Source organism: Bombilactobacillus mellis, from assembly GCF_000967245.1.
GTDB classification, from domain to species: Bacteria; Bacillota; Bacilli; order Lactobacillales; family Lactobacillaceae; genus Bombilactobacillus; species Bombilactobacillus mellis.
Genome location: NZ_KQ033877.1, coordinates 638,040 through 663,612, shown reverse-complemented (window position 1 = coordinate 663,612; position 25,573 = coordinate 638,040). Strand labels below are relative to the sequence as shown.

Genomic DNA, 25,573 nt, shown 5'->3' with positions numbered 1-25,573 from the left:
AATTTACTCCTGAAATTTCTTAATTAATGCACTGATTTGTTGTAGTTGTTGCGGGTGTCTGACAATATCAAACCAGTGCACTGTCAATTGATGACGAAAATATGTTAATTGCCGTTTAGCAAAACGCCGTGAATTGCGCTTAATTAAAGTTACTGCCTCTTGAGAAGTTATATTACCAGCAAAATAAGGGAAAAACTCCTTATACCCAATACCTTGGCTTGCCTGCGGCACTTGATTTCTTCTTTCATAAAGCCAGGCTGCCTCCGCTTGCAATCCCGCTTGCAACATTAAATCTACCCGCTGATTAATGCGCTGATATAATAATTGACGCTCAGTTGTTAAGCCAATTATCAAATATTCAATTTCAGCTTGGCTTTGCTGTTGTTGGCTAAACGGCTCTCCAGTTACATCCAAGACTTCCAAAGCTCGAATCACACGTCGGCTGTTTTGGGGTGAAATTTGGGCAGCTGCTTGCGGATCACGCTGGCGTAAAATCTGCCATAACTTATCTTTTCCCAATAATTCCAGTAATTGTGAATAATGTTGACGAATTGAAGCCGATTGTTGTCCCGTATGCGGGCCGCCTAAGTTTAGATTGTCCACCAAAGCTTTAATATAAAAACCTGTTCCTCCTACAATAAAAGGCAGATGTTGCTGTTGAAGAATTTGAACAATTAACTTTTGGGCAGCCTGCTGAAATTCATAAACTGTATAATTTTGCTCTACATCACGAATGTCCAATAAATAATGACGAATTCCGGCCATTTCTTCTGGTTTAACTTTGGCAGTTCCGATATCCAAATGTCGATAAATTTGCATTGAATCGCCGGAAATTATCTCACCATTAAATTTCTGGGCTAATTTAATACTGGTAGCTGTTTTTCCCACTGCGGTCGGACCAATAATTACTACTGCTTTTTTCTTTTGCAAAATTATTCACCTAATCATTGCCAAAATATAGTTATTTTAGTTGAAATTATTAATTAAGTTGTTGATAATGAAATTGAAACATCATAGGAGGTAGACATTCATGGCACAAAAAAGTGGTTTGATCAAGGGAATTTTCATTGGTTCATTAGCAACTGCGGGTGCAGTTCTAGGATCAGCTTTAACCTATCGGCAAAAAGTTATTAAACCCGCTACTGCTGAAGAAGATAGAATTGAAGCCAATCGTCGCAAGGCCAACCGCAAAGCGCATTCCGCCCACCATGCTAATTAATTTGGAAGTTAAATAAATTATCAAATTTTAATATTATTTAAGATAAAGGGCTTGGAAAAATCAATAGATTCCAGCCCTTTTTTGACAATATTAAAGTTTGGTAGTTTTTTTAGTCTTGCCTTCCCATTCATTAAATCCGCTTTTTAACCATTTAATATTTTGAAATCCCAGCTTTTTCAACTTTAAAGCCGCACGAATACTCAAAGTCGCTCCCTGCTCGTACAAATAAACCGGCAGGTCCTTACGTAATTTCGAAACCCACATTTTTAGTTGTGTATAAGGAAGGTTTCGTGCGCCTAAGATATGTCCCGAATCAAAATATTTTTTTTCACGAAGATCTACTAATTGGGCTTTACGCATCGTCGACTCAAATTGAGCATTATCCAATTCTCCACCCAATTGTTTTGCGCGAAAACGATAATAAAGCCAAGAACCTCCATAGTAAGCTAAAAAAATTACAATAACTAAAAGTAAAGTAATCCAAAATGACACAATTTTCACCTCATGATTATTTATTTAATATTAATGATGCTGCTCCAATTACTCCTGCTTCATTTCCCAAAGTTGCCAGAGTTAAAGTGGTCGTCTTTTTTACTGAACTAAATACATAGCGGTTATAACTTTCTCGAACCCGTTGTAAAAGAAAATCTCCTGCATTAGAAACGCCGCCGCCAATAATTATATACTGAGGATTGATAGTTACTGCTACTATACTCAGTGCTAAACCCAGCTGATCACAAACAACGTGAGTTACCTTTAATGCCAAGGGATCGTTTTGCTTAGCTAAGTCAAAAACGTCTTTAGCAGTAAGATCATCGCCATTATCTAAACTAGCTTTTAATTCGGAATCTCCGGCATATTCTTGAGCATAATCACGAGCCACATGAACGATTCCTGTAGCAGAAGCCACGGTTTCCAAACAGCCTCTTTTGCCACACGTACAACGATAGCCTTGAGGATTAATTGTCATATGTCCAATTTCACCGGCAGAACCGCCTTGACCATGGACGATTTGACCATTAATAATAATTCCGCCGCCCACACCAGTTCCTAAGGTGACAAAAGCTACATTATCCGCATTCTTGCCGGCTCCCAGCCAGCGTTCGCCTAAAGCGGCAACATTGGCATCATTTTCCACTTGTACTGGAATGTTAGTATGAAGTTCAATTTGTTCTTTCAAAGCCATCGGTCGATCCCAATTAAGGTTAAAAGCACTATCGACCATTCCAGTTTGATAATCCACACTTCCGGGAGTGCCAATACCGATTCCTTGAAATTGTTTCGCAGACATTTGATATAATTGTAAATGATGATTAATACTGTCAATTATATTAGGGATAATATTATTTCCGTCATTTAAAACATCCGTTTGAATACTCCAACGTTGTTGAATTTCTCCTTGAGGCCTCATAATGGCAAACTTAGTAGTAGTACCTCCTAAATCAATCCCCAGTAGCTTGGGATCTGCTATCATTATTTTTCACCCCTTGTTCTTCATACTTATGTTCTCGATTTAATACTAATTTACAAGTAACAAAAGTGGCCTGATCAATAACTTCTTGCTGATATAAGCGATCTAATTCAATTGCCATCAACTCAATATCCCAGATTCTTTGACCTACATGAACATAGATACCAAACTTTTTTAAAACTTGCTGTACATCATATAATGTCCGAATATTAGTCTCTCTCATGCCCGCGCTACTCCTATTTGATACAATACAACCGTTAATACTAGTAGTATCACTATACTAATTATCCGACCTAACCGGGACAAAGAATTTTGCATTTGGGGAACGCTAATCACAAACCCCAAGAGACAACCGGTCAACGCGCCGCCAATGTGTCCCCAAATATCAATACCGCCCATAAAAATGTCAGTACCTAAATTCAGAATAATTAACAGCAAAAACTGTTGAGACCATTGTCTTATAACTTCATTCTTCCGAAAAATTAATCCTAAAGTTACATAAAGGCCAAACAAGCCGAATAATGAAGTACTTGCACCTGCGGATAAAGAAGTATTGCTTCCAAAGGCAAAGCTCATTAAATTACCGCCGATACCACTCAATAAATACAGTCCAATAAATTTTAAGGGTCCATATAAAAATTCTAACTGTTGTCCCATAAAATATAAAGTCAAAGAATTTATCAAGATATGTTGCCAACCAATATGCACAAAAATTGGAGTAATTAAACGCCACCACTGTCCTTGAGCAACTAAACCATTCACCTTGGCTCCTGCAGCTACCAAAGCGGAAATATTTTCACTACCACCCTGTAGTATTTCCCAACCAAATACGATTACTTGAAGCAACAAAATAGTATAAGTGGCCCAAGGAAGTTGTCTAATCCTTCTCATCAAAGTTTCTATTCTCCCGTAATAATATAATCCAATGAATAATCCCACTTTGCCACTGGCCATGCTGCTTGCGGCATTGCTACCGGCGGAATTGCCAACACCACACTCGTAGTTGGATGTGTTGCCAAATAATGATCATAATAACCGGCCCCAAAGCCGAGACGTTGTTTGGTATCCAAAGCCACAGCTAAAGCCGGCACAATCGTTAGATCAGCCCCCTTGGATCCCAAAGGACCAATAGCGTCAGGTTCCCACACACCGAAGAGAGTTTTTTGAAATTGCTGCTGGGCTGCTAAGTCAAAAAATTCCATCTTTCGATTCGCTCCGTTTTTGGGCAAGTAAACTCGCTTACCTAATTGTAAAGCAGTCTGAATAATAGGTTGGGTGGGTAATTCATTAGTCATACTTAAAGATACTGCAATACTTTGTGCTTTTTGAAAATAAGGCGCAGCAAATAATTGCTGATATAAAGAAGCTATTTGCAAATTGGGGCTATGCCACCATTCTTGGATTTTTTTTTGTTGTTGTTGCCGGATTATTTTTTTACTCTCCAAAGATAAACTCCTTTAGTTAGTTATGTTCAAAATTTACAATGATATCCTTAATTTTGACTATGTGGTTATAAAAAAACAACAGGGCAGGCCTGTTGCTTTTACTTAGTTTCGCGATGTAATGTCACTTTATGTTCCCGTGGACAATATTTTTTAAGTTCCAGGCGGTCAGGATTATTACGCTTATTTTTGCTGGTTAAATAATTGCGTTCATGACATTCAGTACACTCTAAGGTAATGTTTACTCGCATATTACAACCTCTTTTCTTACTCGAATAAGATACAACTTTGTCATTTTAACATTAATAGCTCCAATTTTCCAGTATTATTAGTTATCTTTTGTGTCAGTATCAAAATAAGCAGTTATTATACTTTTGATTAAACTTAAATTATACTCACCTTTTTCACTGCTTAAATTAGGTAAAACTACTGCAACCGCAATTTGCGGATCGTCATAGGGCGCATAAGCTACCATACTTGAAGTAATAGTCTGAGGAGGATCTACATTATTAGGATTATCAGGATCATAATAAAAAGATTGGGCAGTTCCAGTTTTACCGGCAATGGCTGGTTTAACATTGGCCAACTGTTTTGCAGTCGTCCAGCCACCATTCCCATGAACGACATTATAAAATCCATCTTTAACCACATTCAATTGACTACTATTAAAATCGACCCGATTTAAGACTTGGGGCTGAGTTTGATGAATGATAGCGCCCATTGAACCATCATTTTGCGTTTTCTGAATAGAATTTACTAGATAAGGCCGCATACGATAGCCACCGTTAGCAATTGTAGAAACATACTGCACCATTTGTAATAACGTATAAGCATCATAGTTGCCATAAGACTCATCTAAAGCTGAACCAACTTTGACGATCCCGTTACTATTAGTAGTAGCTCCTTCAATTCCGCTGCTTTCACCTGGTAAATCAATTCCTGTTTTGACACCTAAACCAAATTGATTATAATAGCCGCGCAACTTTTGAAAAATATCATCATCAATATGAATATAACTATTAGGAACATATTTGGCATTACCGATTCTCATCGCCAAACGCATCATATAGATATTCGAAGAAAATTCTAATGCTTTTTGTGCGCTCAAAGCGCCAAAAGTACCAACCGGATAGACAGATTTCTTTATTGGCGTACTTGGTAAATAAACCGGATCATCCGGCAAGACGCTATTGTCCGGCGTGATTGCGCCAGACATCAAACCACCTAAGACCGTCGCGCCTTTAACAGCTGATCCCATAACAAAAGTTCGATTAATGACCCCTAATGAATCATCAGTCATTTTACCAGTTTTAGGATTATAATGAACTCCCGACATCGCTAAAATAGCACCAGTCTTCGGATTCATGGCTACCGCATAAGCCCCATCGGCATATTGGGTTACACCATTAGCCAGTGCAGTATTAAAAATACTATGAACCGCTTGATCCACCTTATTTTGATAATCTGCATCAATAGTCAAGTTCAGGTTATCGCCTTTTTCACCTTTATATTTTTGTAAAGAATCTGTCAGCTTATTATTTGTGCCGACAGCTATTTGTGTGAGAGATTTGCTTCCCTTTAAAATAGGTTCGTATTCCTGTTCCAGATAACTAGTACCTACCCGATCATTGCGAGAATATCCTTGAGCTAGTAATTGATTAATCCGATCATCCGGTAGGCCTTGTTTTTCTGTGGAAACTTTTCCAATGATACTAGTCATTGAATCTCCCATCGGATAGGAACGTTGAGAATCAATTCCTACTTGAATTCCTGGCAATTCCGTTTGATGCTCACTGACTTGGGCCACTTCCTGCGGCGTAGTTTGATAACTTTTTATATAGACAGTGGAATATTGATAAGCTGCACTCATTTTGGCAAAAATTACAGCTGCCTGTTGCTGTTCAGGTGTTAAAGTTACATGCTGTTTTTTAACATAAGCGACAGCACGCCGATATTCCTGACGTTCCGGTTCGGCTTGTTGTTCTTCTTCAGTGAGGTGACGATTAATTATTTTTTGAACCTTTTTATAATGATTTTCATCAGCTAAATAATAATCTGCTTTATCACGAGCGGTTAAGTTAGCATCATCAATATAAATATATTTTTGCAGCCGATTGGCTATTTGAAACATATCTGTCGTCTTTACTGTGGCACTGCGGGTATAGGTAATCGCACTGCTAGGCTCATTATCAACAATGAGCCGTCCTTTAGAATCATAAACTAGTCCCCGCGGCACATTACCGGCAATAACCGTCTTATCTGAACGTTCCACTTCCGCTTGAAATTTAGTGCCGTTTAAAAGTTGTAAATAAGCCAATTGTCCTACTAACAGAGCAAATAAAACAAAGACTATTACCAAAAGCACATTCAACCGAAAAGGTAAAATAGACTGGGTTGTTTTAGGTTTATTCAGTCGTTTAAAAAATTTCACTAATCAAATCTCCTCAATTAGTACTACGGGTATCATCAACAAAAAAGAGTCAGGGACCAAACATTATTGTACCCCAACCCTTTCTATGAGTCCAAGAACTCTTTAGTGCAAACTAAATTCTTGAATAACTATTCCGGCTCTTCATCTACAAATGTATATGTGGGACCATCATAATCAGCATCATAATCAATTTGCAAATCATAACCTGTAAAAAACCAAATATCATCTTCATCAAAATAATAGCTTATTTCCTGATAAACTGCTTGATAATAAGGATGTTGCGGTTTTTGTTTGACAAAGGCTAAAGAAAACCCGAAATGAACGTTGGTGCGGCCATATACTTTACCATAAAAATGTAAACCGTCGCCAGGTTTCAACTCCAGATTATTTTGATACCATTTTTGTGCTGCTGGACTTACTGTTATTTTCATATATTCATCACCTGCTAAAAATCATACAACATGGAAGCGATTTTATCCAGTAATTAGTTTTCCACATTAATAATTTTCACAGCAAAAGCGCCTCCGGGAGTTTCAATTGTAACCGTATCCCCTACTTTTTTACCTAATAAAGACTGGGCAATCGGCGAATCGTTACTAATTTTTCCAGCCAAAGGATCAGATTCTGCCGAACCAACAATTTGATAAGTTTCCGGTTCTTCATCCGCTTCTTGAAAAGTAACTTTTTTTCCGACAGAGACTTCATTTGCATCTACGTCATTCACATCAACTACTTCAGCATACTGCAACATAGTCTTAATCTCAGAAATTCTTGATTCCACTACACTTTGCTCATCTTTAGCAGAAGTATACTCAGAATTCTCTGATAAATCACCAAAACCGCGAGCAATTTTAATACGTTCAATAATTTCCGGACGCTTTTTTAATTTTAAATCTTCCAGTTCTTGTTCCAGCTTTTTTTTACCTTCAGCTGTCATAGGATATCTTTTTTCGGCCAATTTTTACACCTCATTCTTTAATACGCCTACCAATATAAGCAGACAAACTAAAACTGTCAACTTCTATTATTAGTTTTCTTTTCCCTGATAGAGTAAATACTTAATTTTAGAAGTTAGTAAATCAATTGCAACTTCGTTAGCCCCACCTTCAGGAATAATTAGATCAGCAAAACGTTTGGTGGGTTCAATAAATTGTTGATACATCGGACGAACGTGTTCCAAATACTGTTTGAAAATTCTTTCCAATGTGTACCCGCGATGATCAATATCTCGTTGAATGCGGCGAATCAAGCGAATATCGTCATCTGTATCTACAAAAACTTTAATCCCCATCAAATCTCGCAAACGCTGGTCATACAAGGCCAAAATTCCTTCTAAAATAATAACATCAGCCGGAGCTTGATGGCGCGTGGTGGCGGTCCGATTACTCTGAACAAAATCATAAATGGGTACTTCCACAGCTTGAAAATTTTTCAATTTTTTTAGATCTGCAACTAAGAGATCCATATCAAACGCCAAAGGATGATCGAAATTTTGCAATTTTCGCTGCTCCAAAGGTAAATCTAATTGCTTATAATAAGAATCCATCTGCAAAAGCGCGATTGATTCTTGGCTAAATTCTGTCATTAGCCGTCGGACGATTGTGGTTTTTCCACTTCCTGAGCCGCCACTAACTCCAATAATTAGTGGATGCTTTGAAGGTGCTTTTTGCTGCAATATCAACTATCTCCTATCAAAAGGGATTGAGATTTTAATCTATCTCAACCCCTAAGCTCCATATTAACTATTAATAATACCACGGAATCAACCGTGAGGAAAAAAATATAACCATTTTTCCTTAATTATATTTCAGTTTTACTGCCCAATTGATGAAATGGTCTCTAAATGTTGCGAGTAGTTGGTAGAGTAATAAACCTTACCAGTTTTCAAATTAGCCACAAAATAGAGATAGCCCTTATCACGCTCAGCTGGATTTAAGACAGCTAATACCGAATTAATACTTGGTGAATTAAATGGACCCGGTCCAAAACCGGCATTCTTATACAGATTATATGGCGATTTTACCCGCGTTTCTTTCCTAGTCAAACTACGCTTATGTTTATTCAGAACATACATCACAGAAATATCCGATTGTAACGGCATATTCTCATCAAGCCGGTTAAAGAAAACTCCAGCAATCATGCGCCGATCTTTTTCAGTTACACCTTCTCTTTCTACTAAGGAAGCTAAGGTTAAAGCTTGTTGAACTGTGAGATCTTTAGTTTTAATTTGTTCATAATATGGTGTTAATTCTTGATTGGTTTTAGCAACCATCATTGTTACTAATTTCTTTAAAGACATGCCGTTGTAGTAAGGATAAGTTGCAGGGAACAGGTATCCTTCCAAATGATAACGTACATTCTTGGATTTCATTGTTGATTCCAGTAATTGCGGATACAGATTTTGTAATTGTTTGAGGAACTTCTGATCTTTCATTAAAGCCAAGAATTGTTTTTTACTGTAAGGGGTCTTTTTACTAATAGCATCACCAATTTGCTCTAACGTAACTCCCTCACGTACTAACACATTATGATCGGGCTGAGCAATATGCTCGGAACTGCCGCCCTTTTGCAGACGAGCCACAATTTGTGTCAAGGTCATTGACGGCTTAAACGTATAATAACCAGCTTGAAAATCAGTATAATTATGGGATTTAACATAATAATTAAACACTGTTGCACTACGAATAATCTTCTTTTGCTGTAAGCGCGACGCAATTTCCTTATTTGATGACCCGACTGGAATTTTTACTTCAATTTCTTGATGATTATTACTATTTAAAGGCTGCAGTGATTCCTGCACATAGTTATAACCCAAAACGCCAAAAGTTAGAATTAAAATAACAATAATAACAATAATCCAACCAGCAATACTGTTAACAACCCGCCGTTCGGAAGCCCGTTGATGCTTCTTTTGTGATACCTGATCGTTATCGGACCGCTCGTATTGTTTATTCTTGTCTGAATTAGCCAAAGATGGTTCCTCCAAATGTTAATCTCAAAGAATAATTATACACAAGTTTCACAATAATGGCGCAAATTTTACCGAATTTCTGCATCAATTTGTTCTTGCAGGGCTTGTTCTATATTTTCGAAATTCTCATTAACAATTACGTCTGTTAGCGTAGCATCCCGGTTTTGGAAGGTTAAATTATAGGCTACTGATTTATAACCCGACTTGATATTTTTTCCTTCGTAAATATCAAATAATTGCACCTTAATTAAATATGGTCCTCCTGATTGCTGAATAATATTTTGTAACTGGGCATGGGTCACAGATTGTGGTACCAAAACGGCAATATCTCTGGTTACGGCTGGGAACTTGGCCGCAGGAACATACACGTTAGACTTCGCAGTTAAGTGTTCAATTTTTTCTAGATTCAACTGGAAGACAACCGTCTGGGGTAAGCCCAATTTTTGCGCATAGCTGGGATGCACAGTTCCGATAAAACCTACTTCTTGCTGATTCATTAAAATAAGAGCGGCCTGTCCCGGATGCAGCTGCGGAATTGCTGTTGTTGCTTGATAAGAAACTGCAGCTTGCTTATTAAAACTTGCCAGTAATTGCTCTACATCACCTTTGACAGCAAAGAAATCAACCTTTTGCGCCCTATTTTGCCAATTTTGTTCTTCAATATTACCAGTGACCGCTCCGGCCAGATATTCAATTTCTTGAGGCCGAACTACTTTGGCATTAGCTTTAGAAAAGATACGACCTTGTTCAAAGAATGCTAAGTTATTCTGTTTTCGAGCAACATTATAAAGAATATCATCCAATAAACCACTAACTAGATTGGAACGCAAATATTCGTGTTCATGAGACATTGGCCAGCTGACTTTGGTCAGAGATTGTTCCTCTATACTAAAGGCTGCTGCTTTTTCTTGAGTTGTCAGAGCATAACTGATAACTTCGTCATAACCCAAAGCCCGCATATTATAACGTGCTTGACGCAAGAATTTCTGGTGTGAATTATAGCCACCGATTGTCTGAGCGCCTACAGGCAAAGTACTGGGGAGTTTATCAAAGCCATAAAGACGGGCAACTTCTTCTATTAAATCAGCCTCAAGACTAATATCCCAGCGGCGTAAAGGTACTGTAACCGCAATTTCTTCTCCTTGAAGCTGGGTTTTGAAACCTAGACGTTTAAAAATACTAAGCACTTGAGCTGGCGAAATTTTGGTTCCTAACACATGATTGATACGCTCCGTAGTGATGTTAATAACTGGAGGATCTAAAGGTGCTTGTGCAGCTACAATCTGGTCCTTTAAGGCTTGAGCTTGAGCTAATTGAGTAACTAATTGAGCTGCCATATCTAAAGCTTCCGCTGTTGCTGACAGATCAATACCCTTTTCACAACGCAATGAAGCTTCGGTTCGAAGATTATGCCGCTGAGCTGTTTTGCGCACTTTTACCGGATTAAAAACGGCCGCTTCAATGGCAATTGTTTTGGTATCGGCAGTTATTTTTGTTGCTTGGCCGCCCATAATTCCTGCTAAAGCTGCAACTTGCTGGCGGTCAGCAATCACCATATCCTGATCAGTTAATTGATAAGTCTGACCATTTAAAGCTGTAAACTCTTCTTGCGGGTGCGCCAGACGAATCTGTAAGTCAGTACCCTTTAATTTATCTAAGTCAAAAGCATGCAGCGGATGTCCATAATCCAGCATAATATAATTGGTGATATCAACAACATTATTAATCGGCTTAATGCCATTATTCCATAAATGAATTTGTAACCATAATGGACTTGGTTGAATTTTGACATTTTGCAGAACCCGCATACGATAAGTGGGAGCCAAAGTTGGATCAGTCACATTAACTTGTAAACGATCTGCCGTTGGGCTTTCGATTTCTGATAATTGCGGATGTGGAAAATGAGGTTTTTGATCATACATAGCTGCTACTTCCCAAGCAGCTCCCCGCATCCCGAGAGTATCAGCGCGATTAGGAGTTATGTCAAAATCTAAAATAGTATCATCCATACCCAAATAAGAGAAAACAGGGTCACCTAATTGTACTTCGGCATCTGCCGGAAAAACATAAATACCATTTTTAAATTCCTCGGGCACTACAGTTTCTTCAAAGCCAATTTCCTGGAGTGAACAAATCATTCCTTGGGATTCAAGGCCGCGCATTTTACTACGTTTAATTTTTTGATTGTGAGCAATCCTTGCTCCCGGCAAGGCCACAATGACCGTCTGCCCGGCTGCAACATTAGGAGCACCACAAATTATTTGCAGAGGCTGCGATTCATTCACATCTACTTGACAAACATTTAAATGATCTGAGTCAGGGTGAGGGGTTAAAGCGGTTATCTTTCCTACTACAATTTTTTTCAGACCTGCACTCGGTTTGATAATTTCATCTACTTCGATACCTGTTACAGTCTCACGATCTGCTATTTGTTCTGGCGTCTCGGGCAAGTTTAGATACTCAGACAGCCAATTTGTTGAAATCTTCATCTATTATTCCCCCTGAAATTGTTCTAAAAAGCGGACATCATTCAAATAAAAATCACGAATATCATTAATTCCATATTTCAGCATTGCAAAGCGATCTGGACCCAGTCCAAAGGCAAATCCGCCATAAACTTTTGGATCAACTCCAGCATTGGTTAACACATTAGGATGAACCATGCCTGCTCCTAAAACTTCTACCCAACCGGTATGTTTGCAAACAGCACAACCTTTGCCGCCACAGGCAAAACAAGAAACATCAACTTCTACAGAAGGTTCAGTAAATGGAAAGTAACTCGGGCGCAAGCGAATCTCTCTTTCTTGTCCAAAAATATGACGGGCAGTTAATTCTAAGGTTCCCTTTAAGTCACCCATAGTAATGTGCTTATCAATTACCAGGCCTTCGATTTGATTAAATTGATGCGAATGTGTTAAGTCATCAGTATCGCGCCGATATACTTTGCCCGGGCTAATCATTTTTAAGGGGCCTTTAGAAAAATCATGTTTTTCCATAGTACGGGCTTGAACCGGCGAAGTTTGAGTACGCATTAAAATTTCTGATGTAATATAAAAGGTATCCTGCATGTCACGAGCCGGATGATCTTTAGGTAAATTCATCATTTCAAAGTTATAATGATCCTCTTCTACTTCTGGTCCATTAATTACTTCATAACCTAAGCCGATAAACAATTCTTCAATGTCATCCATTACCTGATTAATGACATGTTTGGTTCCCATACGTCGCGGTTTACCCGGCAAAGTAACGTCAATTTTTTCAGCTTGCAGCTGTTGTTGTACAGCCTTATTTTCCAAATCCTGCTTAGCTTGATCCAATGCTTGCTGCAAATCATTACGGACATTATTAGCCAAAGCTCCGATTTGCGGACGTTCTTGTTCGGAAAGACTCCCCATTTGTCGAAGAGCCTGCGTTAAAGATCCCTTTTTACCCAGGAATTTAATTCGAATCTCATTTAGAGTTGTTAAATTATCGGCAGCTGCAATTTGCTGCAATCCCTGTTGGTGCAGCTCATCTAAAACCTTTTGTAATTCCATAATTACCTCCTAGTTATTAGGAAAATAAAAAAGCCTCATCCCAAAAGGGACGAGGCTTCGCGGTACCACCCTAGTTTGAAAAAGACAGAACTATTTTCTTAATAAATTAATGATGGTTCTTCATTTTGTAAAACATCGAATGCTTAACCATTATCTTCAAGCTTTGTCTTTACTCACACTTGCTGTCACATAACGCTGACTAACGTTATAACTCCAGAGTGAATTCACACTTGAATTATTCAATCGCTCTCACTCAATCGACTGTCCCTGTAAATAATTCTTTAGTAGTGCTACTATTTTCCTTCATCGTTATTAATCACAGTTTAAAACTTTCATAATTAAATTTCAATTCTATTTTAACAACATTTTTTGTTTCCAATTTATTAATTTGGGAGCCAAGGCTTCCTCAACTGCACAATAATCGTCAACTAGACTAACAATCCAACTTTCAGGATAACAAGGCAGCTCCGGTGTTGCACCAAACATATGCTTGATAATAATGTCTCGTTCTTTAGCTGACAAATCCGTCAAATTTTCCGCATTATTTAAAGCAATTTGCGCGTGCAGGTGTGCATGAGTTCGAAAATCCATCTGATGAGGATCCCAGTCATAATAAAATAAATCATGTAATAAACCGCCACGCGCCAAAGCCCGCGTGTCCAAGCCGTACTTTTTACCCCACAGATAGCTTTGATAAGAGACATTAATTGAATGCTCCAGGCGATTAGAATAATGATGATGAGTAATTGTCTGTAATCGCTGAACTTCAGGCCGCGCTAATAAATCACTCACTAAAGCCAAATATTCCTGATTTTGACGCCAATTCATTCTTTTCATTATTTCAACCTCATTCAAACATCAGAGACTAAACATCAGAATACCAGCAGCAATAGCCACATTCAAGGATTCTGCTTGTCCTACAAGAGGAATGTACAGATTTTTATCAACTAATGGGATCAGTTCTGCTTGCATTCCATGGGCTTCATTACCCATAATTAAAGCAAACTCTTCTGGAGCCGTTAATTGGCGATAATTCAGGGCTTGATCATCAACTAAAGTCCCATAAACAGGAAGCTTTTGCTTTTGAAAAGCCGGAATAACTTGCTCTAAATCAGCTCTTAATAATTGTAAATGAAACTGACTTCCCTGCATCGCTCTTTGAACTTTAGGGGCATAAATATCAGCGCTATCGGTACTCAAAACAACACCTTGATAGCCTGCTGCATCAGCTGTGCGAATCATCGTTCCCACATTACCGGGATCTTGCACCTGATCTAATACCAGCCATTTGCCTTGATAGTTGATGGTAGTTGGGGTTGTCGGTTGTGCGATCACTGCAAAAATCCCTGGTGGCGTTACCAGCGCACTCAAGTGTTGTGCTACATTATCACTAATTTGAGTAGTTTGATTATATAGCTGCTTTATTATATGATGTTCATCATGATTAATAAAATTTTCGGTAACCAATAATTCTTTAATATTGACTTGGCTTTTAAGTGCCTCATTAACTAAATGCTCCCCTTCAATCAAATAAAGGTGTTGGTGGCGTCGGCCTTTGACTGTGCTTAATTTTTTTATTTCCTTAATTTTTTCATTTTTGACTGAAGTAATATAGTCCATAAACGAAAACATCCTTTCAAATTTATTTTACCAGATATTTTGGATTCAAACTTCTTTCAGTTATAATAGTTTTATTGTGAGGTGATTAAATTGACCACTAAGCACATTGCAGTTGATGTTTATGGCCGTGTCCAAGGAGTCGGCTTTCGTTATACAACTCTTAGCTATGCACAAAAATACGAACTTGTCGGCTCTGTTGCTAATCGTAGTGATGGCAGTGTTCACATTGAAGCTCAAGGAACAGCAGAAAATTTATCAAAATTTTTGCATATCATAAAAAGTGGCCCCAGTCACTTTGCCCATGTAGATCACGTTCAAGTTCAAGAACGGCCTCTAGAAAACTATTCGCAATTTTCCATATCATAAAACAATAAACTGGAGATAACAATGAAAAAAAGTATAAAACGTCTTATTTTGTTAGCAGGTCTTTTGGGCCTGGTCTTTTTAACTGTTGCCTGCTCACGGCAAGGAATCAATAATTCCACTCCACAACCGCCAGCAGGTGGTCCTTACGGCTTTATTTATAAATATTTAGCAGTTCCTTTTCAGAATTTAATTCTCTATACTTCCAAAACCATTGGCGGTAAAGAGGGCTATGCTTGGGGAATTATTATCATTTCCTTTATCGTCCGCTTGCTCTTATTGCCTTTAGGCTTATATCAACAAAAAAAATCTATTATTCAACAAGAAAAAATGAAAGTCATTCAACCGCAAATGCAGTTGATTCAAAAATATCAAAGCAAGGCTACAACACAACAAGCTCAAACTCAAATTAGTCAATTAATGATGGCCGTTTATCGAAAAAACAATATTAAACTCACCGGCGGTATTGGTTGTTTACCGCTACTCTTACAATTCCCGGTATTTATTGCGATCTATCAAGCTGTTCAGTACTCACATGAAATTTCTAAAGCTACTTTTTGGGGAGCACCCTTAGCCAAACCCAGTCTCATTATTACCATCATCGCCACCTTGTTTTATGTTATTCAAGCTTGGATGTCTACCAAAACAATTCCCGCTGAGCAAAAGCAACAAATGCAAATGATGCTGCTTATTAGTCCGGCAACTACCTTTTTTATTAGTTTGATTTCTTCTGCAGCTTTAGCGTTATACTTTTTAATTGGTGGAATCATCATTGTTATTCAACAAGTAATTAGTGATTATATCATCACTCCACGAGTACGCCAACAAGTTGATGCTAATTTGAAAGATCATCCTGTAGTCACAGTAGTTACAGAAGCTGACTTAAAAAATTTAACTAGCTCAGAAGCTGCTGCCAAAAATTCCAGTGATAATCAGCAGGCAGCTTTATTACATCAACGTAATCGGCAACGTAATGCTGGCAAACAGCAGCACGTTCATGAATCCTTAAAAAATTCGACTAGTCCCACAGCTGCTGCTAAAAATTCTAGTGATAACCAACAGGCAGTTTCAGTGCATCAACGTAATCGGCAACGTAATGCTGGCAAACAGCGGCATCATTCCAAAAACCATTAGAATTTATCCCACAGATTTTTGATCTTTGGTTAATCATAATAAAAAAGCTCACTTTTTAGCGAGCTTTTTTTATTTATTATCTTTTGAAGAAGCTAACGGTAAGTTAATCCGGAAAATAGTACCGGAACCGAGAGCACTTTCCGCAGTAATGGTTCCTTTATACATTTCAACTATTTTCTTTGCGATTGAAAGGCCTAAGCCATTGCCGCCACTTTGGCGTGAACGCGCCTTATCAACACGATAAAAACGATTGAAAATCCGCTCTAAATCCTTGGAGGCAATACCGACACCAAAATCCTGCACGGCAATCGTCAACATGTTACTTTCCGTAGATACCGATAGATTAATTTCTTTGCGATCTTGGGAATACTTTACAGCATTATCTAACAGAATAACCAAAATTTGCATTAAATGATTACGATAAATTTGGACCAGCGTATGCGGAGGAATTGTATCATCTAAGTTAATCTGAAAATCCGGATGCAGCATGACAAAATCATTATAAGCCTGCTGAATAGTTTCGTTAGCCTGAGTAGTTTCTTTAACATAATTGACTTCGATTTGTTCAGCACGGGTTAAATCCAACATTTCTTGAATCAACTTTTTCATACGGTCAATTTCACTGACCGAAGCGTTAATTGACTCCTCTAAAACTTGCGGATCATCTTTACCCCAACGTTGTAATAATTTCAAATGACCTTCAATGACTGCTACTGGCGTACGCAATTCATGCGATACATCTTCAACAAATTCTTTTTGTTGATTAGTATACTCCTGCATTCGATCCAGCATTCGATTAAAACGATCCACCAAATCAGTGATTTCATCATTCGAACGCTGCTGGGGAATTCTCGCTGTCGAGTCAGGATCGGCGTTAATTTGATCTATGGTTTTATTAACCTGCTTGATGCGTTGAACTAAAGGACGTGTGAGCAAATACCCCATGATGATACTGAGTAATAAGGCAAATAACACCACTACCAGCATTTTCTGATTTAGTTGGCGAAATGTTCGATGATAATTTCGCATACCGTTATTAATTTTGGCATAGCCGATCAATTTCTTACTGTGCTGTGAATAAATCGGCATATTAGCCTGTAAATACTTTAAGCGTTTAGAATCGCGCTTTTTTACGGCTATATGCGCTGAATGAACCGGCTTAAATTTAGTATCAATATTACCGACTTTAAATAATGGCCGTCCTTGAGGATCAAACAAAACTAAAGCCAAATCTCCTCGAGCTAGTTGTTTTGTTAAACTATCCCGATAAAAATCTTCCGGTCTTTCAGAGACGACATTACCATTTTTATCATGACGCAGTATCTGACGATTAAATTGAGGCGCTAAGCGATCCTGCACTTGTTGTCTGGTTAAAGGCGCTTGATAAACATTAAAACGACTGTCCACTGCTGAAATCGTATCACGAACATTATTTTCTTCATTATGCAATAAAGCTTGTTCAATCGAGCTGTAAATTAATGAAGCAAAGAGACCAAATACCAGAAAAATGGCCAAGCTCAGAAGACAGGTCCATTTAAAACGTATCGTTAAACGCCAATTTGCTAATTTATTTTTCATGGGCGGACAACATAACCGGTGCCGCGAACAGTTTGAATATAGCTTTCTTTATCAGGCAAATCAATTTTATTACGCAAATACCGGACATAAACATCGACAATATTGGTCTCACTTTGAGTCATATCACTACCCCAAACACTTTTTAATAATTCTTCACGGCTTAAGACCTTGCCCATATTATTGAGTAAAGTCAAAAACAAATCATATTCGCGTCGGGTTAATTCAATCACCTTCCCGTTGCGGCTTAAAGTGTGAGCCTCTTTATCCATAACTAAATCGCGATATTCAATTTTGGTAGAATGAGGAGCCATTTTTTGATCTTCAATATCGATACGCCGTAAAAGTGCACGTAAGCGCGCCAATAATTCTTCAATGGCGAAGGGTTTAACAATATAATCATCTGCCCCATGATCTAATCCCGATACCCGGTCAATTATAGAATCTCGGGCCGTCATCATAATGATCGGAGTACTTTTTTCTTGGCGGACGCGACGGCAAACTTCTAAACCGTTTAACGTAGGTAGCATTAAATCAAGCAAAATAACATCCCAGTCTTCATTTAAGGCTGCATCCAAACCCTTTCTCCCATCAAGTTCTACATGGGTTGTATAACCTTCATGCTGTAACTCCAATTCGACAAAGCGTGCTAAATTTTTCTCATCTTCAATAATTAAAATTTTTGCCATTTTAATACTCCAACTCTTAATAAATATTCATTATTTTGTAATATACCGATATTATCTTAACACATTCAATCACAATTCAGTTTGAAAATACCAAATATATCTTAATTTAAAATAAAAAAAACGAGGATTTTGACTAATAGTTATCCTCGCTTTTTAAGATTACTGGAAAACTCTCTCATGATAATAAGTTAACAGTTTTACGATTATTGTTCTTGATACCAAGGATAGTGAAAAATCCCTTCCTGATCGACTCTTTGATAAGTGTGCGCACCAAAATAATCCCGCTGTGCCTGAATTAAATTGGCTGGTAACACCTCTGTTCGATAAGAATCATAATAAGCAAGCGCTGCTGATAGGGCAGGCACCGCAAGGCCACTTTTAACCGCCCAACTGACTACTTCCCGAGCAGAATCTTGATATTTGGCACAGATATCTTTAAAGTAATCGTCCAACAATAAATTATCTAACTGAGGATTATTCTGGTAAGCCGAGGTGATTTTTTCAAGAAATTGAGCCCGAATAATACATCCTGCCCGCCAAATTTGCGCGATTTGAGCATATTGCAAATTCCAGTCATAGTGGTTAGAAGCCGCTTTTAATTGCGCAAATCCTTGGGCATAACTCATGATTTTACTGAAATATAAGGCTTGGCGAATCTTCTCAGTAAAATCAGCCGGAAGTGTTACTGGTGTTAATTGCGTACCCGCTAAAATTGTGCTAGCTTTTTGCCGTTCTGCCTTAAAGGTTGAAATATAGCGCGCATAAACGGCTTCAGTAATTAATGATTGTGATACTCCTAATTCTAAAGCACTCTGAGAACTCCATTTGCCAGTGCCTTTATTTCCAGCAGTGTCCAAAATCATATCTACTATTGGCTGATCAGTTCCTTGATCATCTTTACGCGTTAAAATGTCGGCGGTAATTTCAATTAAATAACTAGACAATTCTCCTTGATTCCAGTGCGCAAAAATATCAGCTAATTGCTGCGGTTGCAAATGGCCGAGTTGCCGTAATAAATTATAGCTTTCAGCAATCAATTCCATATCACCGTATTCGATGCCATTGTGCACCATTTTAACATAGTGACCGGCTCCATTAGGGCCGATATAAGCTACACAAGGGGTTTGATCCGAAGCTTTGGCAGCAATTTTTTGCAAAATCGGCGCCACCAATTCATAGGCTTCTTTTTGACCACCGGGCATTAATGAAGGCCCTTGTAAAGCTCCTAATTCACCGCCGGAAACACCCATTCCAATAAAGTTAACCCCTGATTTATCTAAACGGGCGTTACGTTTGATAGTGTCTTCAAAGAAAGTATTGCCTCCATCAATTAAGACATCACCCTGATCTAACAAAGGCAATAATTGATCAATTACTGCATCCGTAGGTTGACCAGCTTTTACCATTAGAATAATCCGTCGCGGCTTTTCTAAAGATTGCACAAAATCTGTGATAGTATAACTGGGTACCAAATTTTTTTCAGGATGATCGGCCACCACTTTTTCGGTTTTCGAACTGGTGCGATTAAAAATGGCTACACTATAGCCTTGGCTTTCAATATTTAAAGCCAAATTTTTTCCCATGACGGCCATTCCAATAACGCCAATAGTTGGTTTACTCATTCAAAATTTTCCTCCTCATTATCATCACATCAATAGTAGCAAACCTGATCTTATTATTAAAGCAGATATTTATTTTTCATCCGGCGGTAATAATTTTTTAAGTTTATCCCATTGCGGATTAGCTGCGTGTTTTTGATTTTGCTGATACTGATCTTCGGAAATCACATTCCAATCATCACCGCTAGGCATAGAACCGGTATTTTTTTCAGAATTAGTTAAAACTTGCGTCGGAATATTCAACAAAATATTATCTTCAATCGCCGCTTGTAAATCTAAACAATTATTTTCTAAGGGAATAATCAGCTCGTCTTCATGTTCTGCTGAACTCTGATTAGCTTCATCACTATAAAATTCTTTAACCTGTGCTTTAATGGGAATTACCACCGGTTGCAAACTACGTGTAGAAGGATAAGTTAAGTTTGTTGTAATTACAAGCTGACTATACAACAAACCTTTTTCCCATCCTACTTCACCTTTTACTTTTACTGGATCAACCGCCAGCACTTGAGGATCACGTGCTTGTAAGTTGGCCTGTAAGTTAAGTGTTTGTTCAATTTGTAAAGGATGTTGTCGATATTTTTCTAACTGTCTTACCGGATATACAAGCATTTTTTGACCTACTTTCTTTTGATTGGTTGACGTCCAAAATTTTGTTCTGGTACATTTACCAAATTAAAAATTCGATCTGCCATAACTGTTGGTGCCATAAGCCCAGTACCGTTACCTATTTTTTGTGTTACTTTGGTAATCAAGGGAAGCTCTAAATCTTTTTTGACATTATGCAAATGCTTCTGCCCCGCCCTATTAAATCCTAAGACGTGCAGATAACGTTGCCGGCGCATTTGCTGCATTTTTGTAACGGAAATATTTAATAAAGTATACATACATAAACGCCGTAAACGCGCATAGGTATATCTTTTACTTTTTATTCGGTGCAAAAAGTCTGTAAAATTTTGTGCTGCCAAAATCTCCTGCCGCAATTTATATTCCAAGCCTTCATTCATCTGATAAATCTGCCCTAATTCCGACAAACTTACAGTTAATAGCCGGTACTTCAAAAATTTAAAAAAATCCTCCCAATTGTATAAATCGGCCTGCGCTAAAGCTGCTTGTGTAAATTGAGGAACGGCCTTTTGATAAGCACTGCCCGCAAAAAGAGCGCGCCTAATCGCAGAGGCACTGGAATATTTACCCTGGAGACTAACGGCATTATGCGCTATCTGTCCCTTACGTGCTAAAGGTAGTAAACGAACCGGATAATTTAGTTTTAGACATGCTTGGGCATATGCTAGTCCTAATAGTTGATTCGGTTGCGTGATATTAATCCCTAATTGCTGCTGAAGATTTTGATTAAATTGAGTAGCATACGTATTATGAAAATCAGTGAATTGTTCTGAATTAAGTGATACTTTTTGAATTTGTTCTGCCAACTGATAGTAGTCTATGTGAGGATTTTCACTGCCAAAAACCAAGGTCTCTACTTGCAACTGCTGTAAAATCCGCACAGCCTCTTCTGCAAAAATGTCTGCCGGCTGAACAGCACCATAAATGGGCAGTTCAATAATCAGATCCGCCCCGGCTTCTAGAGCTAAGCGTGCGCGCTGCCATTTATTTAAGATGGCAAAATCGCCTCTTTGCACAAAATTACCGGACATGACTACTACTAAAACTTCGGGCTGTAAATTTCTTTTAATCTGTTGAATTTGCCAAACATGTCCATTATGTAATGGATTATATTCGGCAATAAGGCCACAAATACTCATCTTCACTCGGTTAAGGCCGTGACATCGACAACCGGGGCGTCAGACCATAAATTTTCAATTTTATAAAAATCGCGCGCTTCCGGTGTAAAGACATGAACAATTACATCCCCCAGGTCTACTAAAACCCAAGGGGAATCCTTCTGTCCCTCAACATGATTAACACTAGAAGCTTGATCCGTAACATTATCAACAATTGCCTGTACTTGACGTTGAGAAGAACCTGAAGCAATCACAAAATAATCGGCCATCAAACTAATGTTTTGCATATCTAAAACAACTATATCTTCAGCTCTTTTTTCTGCAGCGGCCTTAACTGCCATCTGCATAACTTCTTGACTATTCAATAAAATACCTCACTTTATTTTTGCACAACCCATTCGTTATAACTGGCAATGGTTAAAGGATAAATCTGCCGCTTTTGTTTCAGCAAGTGTTCTAAGGTATGCTGTAATTGATAACGAACCCCCGCATCCAAATCACGGTCAGTGATCGCTCGTGCTTCCTCTGCTTCTTTAAAATCGCGTCCCGGTTCTGTGTAATCGGCCATAAAGACGATTTTATCCAGGGTTGTCATGCGAACATCACCTGTAGTATGGCGCCGAACAGCATTTAAAATGTCTTCGTCGACAATACCCAGTTCATATTTAATAAAAAAGGCACCCACAATACCATGCCAAATCGCATTACCGTAATTTAATAGGTCAGCATCCAATTTTTCCTGTTTAATCATTGTAATAAATTCTTCATCGCTGCGCTCTTTAGCATAATCATGAACCAAGCCCGCAATTTGAGCCTTATAAGTGTCACAATTATTAAATTGCGCTAACTGGACTGCCCGTTCACTTGTCCGCAGGCAGTGCTGGTAGCGATAATCGGATAAATGCTGCTTGACCTGCTGTTGTAAGCCAGAAAGATAATCACTATTTGTCTGCTTCATCTTGATAAAGCCCCTTTTCTTCAATATACTGCAAAACTAGATCCGGTACAAAATATCGAACTGAACCATGATGGCGAATAGTATTTCTGATCCAAGTGGAACTCACGTCAGTGGCAGGCATATTAACCCAAATTACCGGATAAACCGATTTTTTTTCATAACCTTTGCGACAAACACCGACTAATTGAACCATTTGCACTAATTGTTCAATCTTGTGCCACTTAGGTAAATAGTTAACCATATCTGCGCCGATAATTAAATAATAACGATTTTCAGGATGAGAAATAGTTAAAGCGCGAATCGTGTCATAAGTATAACTAACTCCCCCACGATTAACTTCCATCAATCCTAATTCAAAATTACGATGATCAATAATTGCTCGTCGAACCATTTCGACACGATCACTGGCCGCAATGGCACCTTTACTGTCCACATGCGGCGGCTTGGAATCCGGCAGGAATAAAATTTTATCCAAACTTAATTGATTTAAAACTTGATCCGCAACCATTAAATGCCCAATATGAGGCGGATTAAAAGTCCCCCCCATAATACCGATCCGCTTTTGTTTTCCATTATTTATTCTTTGTAATTTAGGTTCAGTAATTGACTGATTCTTAACTGCAATCTTTGTCATTAATCTTACCTCGAAATTTGTTTTACCTTAAGACTTAGATGGCGGTGGGAAGGCTGGGGGGCTTGTTTATATAAGATTACCATGCGGCCAATATCTTGGACGTATTGAATTTGCGTATCAAATTTTTGTACTTGCTGAATTAATTCTTCTGATTGCACCGAAGAATTGGGCAAGATAGATATTTTAATCAACTCTTGGGCATTAATTTGCCATTGTATTTGTTGTAAAACTGTTTTTGTAATACCATTTTTGCCAATTTGCAACATCGGTGACAGTTTTTGCGCTTGTCCTCGAAGAAATTGGCGCTGCTTAGGTGTTATCATAGCTACTCCTTCATTCAATTTATTAAAGATGGGCGGACTTCCACCTGTAATCCTTGGGGTAAATAGGCTTGCAATCTTACTTGGGCCGGAACCGCAATCCAACCTAAACCCGCAAAAACTATATCACTTTTAACTTTGGTAATAATAGTTTGTGCTTTTAAAGGTGGTAGATGATCCTGCGAAACAGGCGGCTGCAACAACTTGCCTAAATGTTTGTGATAAAAAGTCTGGGCCTGCGATAATTTGGTCCGATGTACATAAAGCTGATTGTTTACATAGACGACAAATGAACCCGAAGGACCCGAAATAAAATCTAATCGTGCTAAACCCGCTAAAAATAAAGTTTGCTGCGCTTGTAATTGAAATACTCGCGGATGAATTTCCTGCTGGGGAGCCAGATATTTTAATTCCGAAGGAGCCAAAAACTGAGAGATTTGATTATCATGCATAATGCCCGGAGTATCAATAATTTCACCGCCCTCGGCTAAAGGCAGGCGAATTTCATTAAGCGTAGTCCCCGGAAAATTGGACGTTGTAATTAAGTTTTGCCAATCCGAATGAGCTTGAATAATAGCATTAATTAAAGTCGATTTGCCGACGTTAGTAGTCCCGACGACGTAAACTTTTTTTCCTTGGCGCAATTTCATGATTTGCTTTAATAAATCATCAATATTCGTAAGTTTTTTGGCACTTACTAATTCTATAGCCACAGGGTGTAATCCTAATTTTTTGACTTGCTGACGCAGCCAATCTTTTAATTTATTACTATTAAAAGAGCTCGGGATTAAATCTGCTTTATTACCTACTAACAAGATTGGATTACGTCCGATATATTGACGCAATTTTTTGATAACACTTCCCGAAAAATTAAATAAATCGACTACATAAATCACAAGAGCCTGTTGTTTTCCAATGGATTGTAACAACTGTTGAAAATGCTTATCATTTAAAGGTACTGCTGACACTTCATTGTAGTGTCGTAAGCGAAAACAACGCTGGCAATATAATTCTTGAACATTATCTTGAGCCAGATATTTTTCTAAAGTAGCTTCAGGAATATATCCTGCCTGCTGTTGTTGTTGCGACTGCAATAAAGCACCACAACCAATACAATATAATGCCTCTTCATTACTCATTCAAGTGCTGCCTCCACTTTAACTGCCGGTAAAGCCGACTATTCAACCACATTAAAGGACGTTCAAAGAAACGATTAATCCGAGTTTTTTTAGCATCAGTAGCCACTAAAGGCCGCACGAGAATCGTTGCTAAACCGGCCAAATTACCGGCTAAAATATCAGTCATTAATTGATCGCCTACCATTATAACGTCTTTTTTAGCTAAATGCTGTTCCGATAGATATTTTTTAATCGCAAAAGGCAAAGGTTTTAGAGCCCGATCAACTACTTCCACATCTAGCCCCTGCACCGCTTTTAAAACCCGCGCACGATTATTATTAGATACAATAACTAATTTAACCCCCTGCGCCTTTAATTCTTGATTCCACTTTATTAAGCGCTGATCACGACGATATTTCTGATTCCAAGGCACCAAAGTATTATCTAAATCCGATAATATGACCTTAATACCTTGATCAACAAACTCTTGAGCATTTACTTGCATGATTTGTTCAATCATTACGGTCGGTTTAAAAAGTCCCAGAGCCCTTCACTCCTAATATATTATTTTAAATTCAACTAGGTTTAATCAATTGTTAAACAAGAATTGCCAAAACTTTTGAATCGCTTAATCCTAACGTTACTCAACTTAATGCTGCTGTGTGCTGAAAGCTTTCTCAGTTTCTCTTAATAAAAAAAGGCTGCGACAAAATTTAATTTTGCTCCAG

30 protein-coding genes are annotated in these 25,573 nt (G+C 38.2%); 3 read left to right on the top strand and 27 right to left on the bottom strand.

Annotated features, from left to right (window positions below):
* Positions 1-3 precede the first annotated feature (3 nt).
* Entirely contained in the window at positions 4-930 is a 927-nt protein-coding gene (gene miaA / locus JG29_RS03270; protein WP_045922465.1) for a tRNA (adenosine(37)-N6)-dimethylallyltransferase MiaA, read from the bottom strand.
* A gap of 100 nt (positions 931-1,030) precedes the next feature.
* Between miaA and JG29_RS03265 the strand changes: the two genes are divergently transcribed.
* A complete protein-coding gene (locus JG29_RS03265; RefSeq protein WP_045922464.1) occupies positions 1,031-1,219 on the top strand; it encodes a DUF3042 family protein in 189 nt (62 codons plus the stop codon).
* Positions 1,220-1,309: 90 nt separating this feature from the next.
* Here JG29_RS03265 and JG29_RS03260 read toward each other — a convergent pair whose 3' ends face one another.
* From JG29_RS03260 to JG29_RS03190, 15 genes are all read right to left on the bottom strand, one after another.
* A complete protein-coding gene (locus JG29_RS03260) occupies positions 1,310-1,711 on the bottom strand; it encodes a rhodanese-like domain-containing protein (protein ID WP_232297076.1) in 402 nt (133 codons plus the stop codon).
* A 16-nt stretch (positions 1,712-1,727) separates the two neighbouring features.
* Positions 1,728-2,693, bottom strand: coding sequence for an ROK family glucokinase (locus JG29_RS03255; protein WP_045922463.1), 966 nt, complete (start codon positions 2,691-2,693; stop codon positions 1,728-1,730).
* Positions 2,662-2,913 carry a YqgQ family protein gene (locus JG29_RS03250; protein WP_180213543.1) on the bottom strand — a complete coding sequence of 84 codons (252 nt, stop codon included), beginning with the start codon at positions 2,911-2,913 and terminating at the stop codon, positions 2,662-2,664. Before JG29_RS03250 ends, JG29_RS03255 begins: the two co-directional genes overlap by 32 nt.
* The gene (locus tag JG29_RS03245) at positions 2,910-3,581 is read right to left on the bottom strand and encodes a rhomboid family intramembrane serine protease (protein WP_045922462.1); all 672 of its coding nucleotides are present in this window, start codon (positions 3,579-3,581) and stop codon (positions 2,910-2,912) included. The genes JG29_RS03250 and JG29_RS03245 overlap by 4 nt, the downstream gene beginning before the upstream one ends.
* Before the next feature lie 8 nt (positions 3,582-3,589).
* Positions 3,590-4,135 (bottom strand): 5-formyltetrahydrofolate cyclo-ligase, encoded by a 546-nt coding sequence (locus JG29_RS03240; RefSeq protein ID WP_045922461.1) that lies wholly within the window; start codon positions 4,133-4,135, stop codon positions 3,590-3,592.
* Positions 4,136-4,233: 98 nt separating this feature from the next.
* The gene (gene rpmG, locus JG29_RS03235; protein ID WP_045922460.1) at positions 4,234-4,383 is read right to left on the bottom strand and encodes a 50S ribosomal protein L33; all 150 of its coding nucleotides are present in this window, start codon (positions 4,381-4,383) and stop codon (positions 4,234-4,236) included.
* A 77-nt stretch (positions 4,384-4,460) separates the two neighbouring features.
* The gene (locus tag JG29_RS03230; protein WP_045922459.1) at positions 4,461-6,563 is read right to left on the bottom strand and encodes a peptidoglycan D,D-transpeptidase FtsI family protein; all 2,103 of its coding nucleotides are present in this window, start codon (positions 6,561-6,563) and stop codon (positions 4,461-4,463) included.
* 128 nt (positions 6,564-6,691) lie between these two features.
* On the bottom strand, positions 6,692-6,994 hold the full coding sequence (locus tag JG29_RS03225; protein WP_045922458.1) for a HesB/YadR/YfhF family protein: 303 nt from the start codon (positions 6,992-6,994) through the stop codon (positions 6,692-6,694).
* Between the two features lie 53 nt (positions 6,995-7,047).
* Positions 7,048-7,521 (bottom strand): transcription elongation factor GreA, encoded by a 474-nt coding sequence (greA, locus tag JG29_RS03220; RefSeq protein WP_045922457.1) that lies wholly within the window; start codon positions 7,519-7,521, stop codon positions 7,048-7,050.
* Positions 7,522-7,590: 69 nt separating this feature from the next.
* Positions 7,591-8,238: a uridine kinase gene (gene udk, locus JG29_RS03215; protein WP_045922456.1), complete on the bottom strand. Its 648-nt coding sequence runs from the start codon at positions 8,236-8,238 to the stop codon at positions 7,591-7,593.
* A gap of 138 nt (positions 8,239-8,376) precedes the next feature.
* Positions 8,377-9,534 (bottom strand): endolytic transglycosylase MltG, encoded by a 1,158-nt coding sequence (gene mltG, locus JG29_RS03210; protein WP_045922455.1) that lies wholly within the window; start codon positions 9,532-9,534, stop codon positions 8,377-8,379.
* Positions 9,535-9,602: 68 nt separating this feature from the next.
* Complete coding sequence (gene pheT / locus JG29_RS03205; RefSeq protein WP_045922454.1) at positions 9,603-12,023, bottom strand: phenylalanine--tRNA ligase subunit beta; 2,421 nt, start codon at positions 12,021-12,023, stop codon at positions 9,603-9,605.
* 3 nt (positions 12,024-12,026) lie between these two features.
* The gene (gene pheS, locus JG29_RS03200) at positions 12,027-13,070 is read right to left on the bottom strand and encodes a phenylalanine--tRNA ligase subunit alpha (RefSeq protein WP_045922453.1); all 1,044 of its coding nucleotides are present in this window, start codon (positions 13,068-13,070) and stop codon (positions 12,027-12,029) included.
* A 351-nt stretch (positions 13,071-13,421) separates the two neighbouring features.
* Complete coding sequence (locus tag JG29_RS03195) at positions 13,422-13,910, bottom strand: HD domain-containing protein (protein ID WP_052696303.1); 489 nt, start codon at positions 13,908-13,910, stop codon at positions 13,422-13,424.
* Positions 13,911-13,928: 18 nt separating this feature from the next.
* Positions 13,929-14,690 carry a TrmH family RNA methyltransferase gene (locus tag JG29_RS03190; RefSeq protein WP_045922451.1) on the bottom strand — a complete coding sequence of 254 codons (762 nt, stop codon included), beginning with the start codon at positions 14,688-14,690 and terminating at the stop codon, positions 13,929-13,931.
* 90 nt (positions 14,691-14,780) lie between these two features.
* Between JG29_RS03190 and JG29_RS03185 the strand changes: the two genes are divergently transcribed.
* On the top strand, positions 14,781-15,056 hold the full coding sequence (locus JG29_RS03185) for an acylphosphatase (RefSeq protein ID WP_052696291.1): 276 nt from the start codon (positions 14,781-14,783) through the stop codon (positions 15,054-15,056).
* Positions 15,057-15,077: 21 nt separating this feature from the next.
* Positions 15,078-16,187, top strand: a complete 1,110-nt coding sequence (yidC, locus tag JG29_RS03180; RefSeq protein WP_084232525.1) for a membrane protein insertase YidC — start codon at positions 15,078-15,080, stop codon at positions 16,185-16,187.
* 69 nt (positions 16,188-16,256) lie between these two features.
* On the opposite strand, the gene JG29_RS03175 is transcribed toward yidC, so the two are convergent.
* The 11 genes from JG29_RS03175 to JG29_RS03125 form a co-directional block, all read right to left on the bottom strand.
* Positions 16,257-17,765, bottom strand: a complete 1,509-nt coding sequence (locus tag JG29_RS03175; protein ID WP_045922450.1) for a HAMP domain-containing sensor histidine kinase — start codon at positions 17,763-17,765, stop codon at positions 16,257-16,259.
* On the bottom strand, positions 17,762-18,451 hold the full coding sequence (locus JG29_RS03170) for a response regulator transcription factor (protein ID WP_045922449.1): 690 nt from the start codon (positions 18,449-18,451) through the stop codon (positions 17,762-17,764). Before JG29_RS03170 ends, JG29_RS03175 begins: the two co-directional genes overlap by 4 nt.
* A gap of 203 nt (positions 18,452-18,654) precedes the next feature.
* Positions 18,655-20,073, bottom strand: a complete 1,419-nt coding sequence (gndA, locus tag JG29_RS03165) for an NADP-dependent phosphogluconate dehydrogenase (protein ID WP_045922448.1) — start codon at positions 20,071-20,073, stop codon at positions 18,655-18,657.
* A gap of 69 nt (positions 20,074-20,142) precedes the next feature.
* Positions 20,143-20,682, bottom strand: coding sequence for a DUF177 domain-containing protein (locus JG29_RS03160; RefSeq protein WP_045922447.1), 540 nt, complete (start codon positions 20,680-20,682; stop codon positions 20,143-20,145).
* An 8-nt stretch (positions 20,683-20,690) separates the two neighbouring features.
* Positions 20,691-21,836 (bottom strand): nucleotidyltransferase, encoded by a 1,146-nt coding sequence (locus JG29_RS03155; RefSeq protein WP_045922446.1) that lies wholly within the window; start codon positions 21,834-21,836, stop codon positions 20,691-20,693.
* 2 nt (positions 21,837-21,838) lie between these two features.
* Complete coding sequence (gene rsfS / locus JG29_RS03150; protein ID WP_198139894.1) at positions 21,839-22,162, bottom strand: ribosome silencing factor; 324 nt, start codon at positions 22,160-22,162, stop codon at positions 21,839-21,841.
* Positions 22,163-22,194: 32 nt separating this feature from the next.
* Positions 22,195-22,773, bottom strand: coding sequence for a bis(5'-nucleosyl)-tetraphosphatase (symmetrical) YqeK (gene yqeK / locus JG29_RS03145; protein WP_045922444.1), 579 nt, complete (start codon positions 22,771-22,773; stop codon positions 22,195-22,197).
* On the bottom strand, positions 22,757-23,407 hold the full coding sequence (locus tag JG29_RS03140; RefSeq protein ID WP_045922443.1) for a nicotinate-nucleotide adenylyltransferase: 651 nt from the start codon (positions 23,405-23,407) through the stop codon (positions 22,757-22,759). Before JG29_RS03140 ends, yqeK begins: the two co-directional genes overlap by 17 nt.
* Positions 23,408-23,412: 5 nt before the next feature.
* Positions 23,413-23,730, bottom strand: a complete 318-nt coding sequence (locus JG29_RS03135; protein WP_045922728.1) for a YhbY family RNA-binding protein — start codon at positions 23,728-23,730, stop codon at positions 23,413-23,415.
* Between the two features lie 14 nt (positions 23,731-23,744).
* A complete protein-coding gene (gene yqeH / locus JG29_RS03130; RefSeq protein ID WP_045922442.1) occupies positions 23,745-24,866 on the bottom strand; it encodes a ribosome biogenesis GTPase YqeH in 1,122 nt (373 codons plus the stop codon).
* Positions 24,859-25,389, bottom strand: a complete 531-nt coding sequence (locus tag JG29_RS03125) for a YqeG family HAD IIIA-type phosphatase (protein WP_282432003.1) — start codon at positions 25,387-25,389, stop codon at positions 24,859-24,861. Before JG29_RS03125 ends, yqeH begins: the two co-directional genes overlap by 8 nt.
* Between the last annotated feature and the right edge of the window lie 184 nt (positions 25,390-25,573).

Bases quoted from the DNA above. Each gene is read 5' to 3' on its own strand.
- JG29_RS03140 (WP_045922443.1), bottom strand. From the start codon at position 23,407: ATGACAAAGATTGCAGTTAAGAATCAGTCAATTACTGAACCTAAATTA.
- JG29_RS03160 (WP_045922447.1), bottom strand. From the start codon at position 20,682: ATGCTTGTATATCCGGTAAGACAGTTAGAAAAATATCGACAACATCCT.
- pheT (WP_045922454.1), bottom strand. From the start codon at position 12,023: ATGAAGATTTCAACAAATTGGCTGTCTGAGTATCTAAACTTGCCCGAG.
- JG29_RS03265 (WP_045922464.1), top strand. From the start codon at position 1,031: ATGGCACAAAAAAGTGGTTTGATCAAGGGAATTTTCATTGGTTCATTA.
- JG29_RS03250 (WP_180213543.1), bottom strand. From the start codon at position 2,913: ATGAGAGAGACTAATATTCGGACATTATATGATGTACAGCAAGTTTTA.
- yqeH (WP_045922442.1), bottom strand. From the start codon at position 24,866: ATGAGTAATGAAGAGGCATTATATTGTATTGGTTGTGGTGCTTTATTG.
- JG29_RS03135 (WP_045922728.1), bottom strand. From the start codon at position 23,730: ATGATAACACCTAAGCAGCGCCAATTTCTTCGAGGACAAGCGCAAAAA.
- JG29_RS03255 (WP_045922463.1), bottom strand. From the start codon at position 2,693: ATGATAGCAGATCCCAAGCTACTGGGGATTGATTTAGGAGGTACTACT.
- JG29_RS03225 (WP_045922458.1), bottom strand. From the start codon at position 6,994: ATGAAAATAACAGTAAGTCCAGCAGCACAAAAATGGTATCAAAATAAT.
- gndA (WP_045922448.1), bottom strand. From the start codon at position 20,073: ATGAGTAAACCAACTATTGGCGTTATTGGAATGGCCGTCATGGGAAAA.
- rsfS (WP_198139894.1), bottom strand. From the start codon at position 22,162: ATGCAGATGGCAGTTAAGGCCGCTGCAGAAAAAAGAGCTGAAGATATA.
- JG29_RS03155 (WP_045922446.1), bottom strand. From the start codon at position 21,836: ATGAGTATTTGTGGCCTTATTGCCGAATATAATCCATTACATAATGGA.
- pheS (WP_045922453.1), bottom strand. From the start codon at position 13,070: ATGGAATTACAAAAGGTTTTAGATGAGCTGCACCAACAGGGATTGCAG.
- JG29_RS03175 (WP_045922450.1), bottom strand. From the start codon at position 17,765: ATGAAAAATAAATTAGCAAATTGGCGTTTAACGATACGTTTTAAATGG.
- yqeK (WP_045922444.1), bottom strand. From the start codon at position 22,773: ATGAAGCAGACAAATAGTGATTATCTTTCTGGCTTACAACAGCAGGTC.
- yidC (WP_084232525.1), top strand. From the start codon at position 15,078: ATGAAAAAAAGTATAAAACGTCTTATTTTGTTAGCAGGTCTTTTGGGC.
- JG29_RS03190 (WP_045922451.1), bottom strand. From the start codon at position 14,690: ATGGACTATATTACTTCAGTCAAAAATGAAAAAATTAAGGAAATAAAA.
- JG29_RS03245 (WP_045922462.1), bottom strand. From the start codon at position 3,581: ATGAGAAGGATTAGACAACTTCCTTGGGCCACTTATACTATTTTGTTG.
- JG29_RS03170 (WP_045922449.1), bottom strand. From the start codon at position 18,451: ATGGCAAAAATTTTAATTATTGAAGATGAGAAAAATTTAGCACGCTTT.
- rpmG (WP_045922460.1), bottom strand. From the start codon at position 4,383: ATGCGAGTAAACATTACCTTAGAGTGTACTGAATGTCATGAACGCAAT.